Annotated in this window: 2 protein-coding genes and 1 pseudogene; all 3 read left to right on the top strand. The window is 50.4% G+C overall.

Annotated features, from left to right (window positions below; translation table 11 throughout):
- Positions 1-393 (top strand): AHH domain-containing protein (locus tag KUO17_RS25835; RefSeq protein ID WP_217978389.1); only part of this gene is annotated, 393 nt, incomplete at its 5' end.
- Positions 394-410: 17 nt separating this feature from the next.
- Positions 411-1,031, top strand: coding sequence for an Imm43 family immunity protein (locus KUO17_RS25830; RefSeq protein WP_217978388.1), 621 nt, complete (start codon positions 411-413; stop codon positions 1,029-1,031).
- 35 nt (positions 1,032-1,066) lie between these two features.
- Positions 1,067-1,714 (top strand): annotated as a pseudogene (locus KUO17_RS25825) (RHS domain-containing protein); the annotation flags it as partial.

The raw sequence follows: 1,714 nt of genomic DNA, 5'->3' as shown, positions 1-1,714 counted from the left end.
GGGTTATGTAGCAAGAAGCTTGATGCGGCATTGGGCGGGACGCCTAAGGATGACATGCAGGCGCATCATTTGATTCCGCAGAAGGTGTGGCGGGATGAAAAGGATTTTTTTGAAAAAATCGGTATGTCCGAAGACATGGATAAAAAAGAAAACGGATTGTTGATGCCTGATAGTGCAGATAAAGCGAAGAAAATGAAGCGTGTCTTCTATCATTGTGGACCACATAGTAAAGTATATACCCCAATGGTTGAGAGGATGATAGGCGATATTCAGGATGACCTTGATAAAAAAGAGATTGATGAGGCGGGGGCGAGGGCTAGAATAGCTTCGATGCAAAATAGATTAAGGGCTGGGCTGTCTGTTTCTGGTGGTAGGCAGCGAAGGGTTCGATAATTTAAAGAGGGGTGTGTATGAAGTATTATGTATTGTCTCAGAAAGAAGAGTCAGGCTGTCAGTTAGGCACACTGGATGCGGCCCTATACGACAAGTTTTACACCGGCACTGCGGATGTTGAATATGGTTTTTTCCCATGGTACTCGCGGAAATGCGAAATGAGGAGTGGGGGGGTATTCCCTAAAGGTGGGGTACTTATTTGTGGGGATGACTATTATGATTTTGATGTTCGAAGTATTTCTCGTTTTTTCTATATCGTGAGTGATGAGTTTTTGGCGGCGTGCCGCACACTTAATGTGGATATTGTGGATTTCGCTGAAATTCAGGTCTTATCGAAGTCTGGAACGAAAATATCAAGCAAGAATTATAATGCGGTACTGTTTAATGAGTTTGACGCTAGAAAGGATAGCGATCCTTCCTCTACATTCATGGAAAAAGAAAGCGGTCGGCCTTTTCGGATTAAAAAATTAGTGCTTCCTGCTAAGTGGGATCTTGATCTTTTTAAGTACGGTGGGATGATTTCAGGAAGTAGCAGTTTGATTTGTTCTGAACGATTTAAAGAATTGGCTAAGGACTTTAAAGGTATTAATTATACGCCGCTGGATACTGTTCTCTGGTCGGGTATTCGTGCGATTTGAGCATGCGGACTTGTTGAGTTTGAAGATACCGGCACTGGGACCTGTTTGATCGGTTGGTGCATTTCGAGGATGCGCTGCTGGCGGTGGAGTTTGCCTACGACCCCTTGGGCCGGCGACTGTTCAAGCATTCCAGTGCGCACTACAAACCGCGCCGCGAGGCCGGCTCGCAGTGGAACCGCAACGAGCATGAGCGCAAGCAGCGTGAGCTGGGGTGTGGTTTCACCTTGTATGGCTGGGACGGCGACCACCTGGCGTGGGAGAGCAGCCCGGCACAGTACGAGGGCGGTATCGGGCGTACGGTGCACTACCTGTTCGAGCCGGGCAGCTTTGTACCGGTGGCGCAGGCGGTAAGGCATGAAGGGAGTCGGTTGATTGCCCAGCCGACCTATAGTCAGCCGTACAACATCGATGACGATCCGGTCTGGACCTTCACTCCGCAGGCCAAGCCTTTCAACGCGCTGGCGTGGTACCAGTGCGACCACCTGGGTACGCCGCAGGAGTTGACGGACCACTTCGGGCAGATGGCGTGGACGGCGCAGTACAAGGCGTGGGGAGAAGTGAAGGAGCAGCGCTCGGAATGGGCGCAGCAGCAAGGGGTGAAGAACCCGATTCGCTTTCAGGGGCAGTACCACGACCATGAGACGGGCCTGCACTATAACCGGCATCGGTACTATGATCCGGGG

The sequence above is a fragment of the Pseudomonas aegrilactucae genome, assembly GCF_019168305.1.
GTDB classification, from domain to species: domain Bacteria; phylum Pseudomonadota; class Gammaproteobacteria; order Pseudomonadales; family Pseudomonadaceae; genus Aquipseudomonas; species Aquipseudomonas aegrilactucae.
Note: the sequence above shows the minus strand (reverse complement) of the source record. Positions and strands in the feature narration are given on the sequence as shown.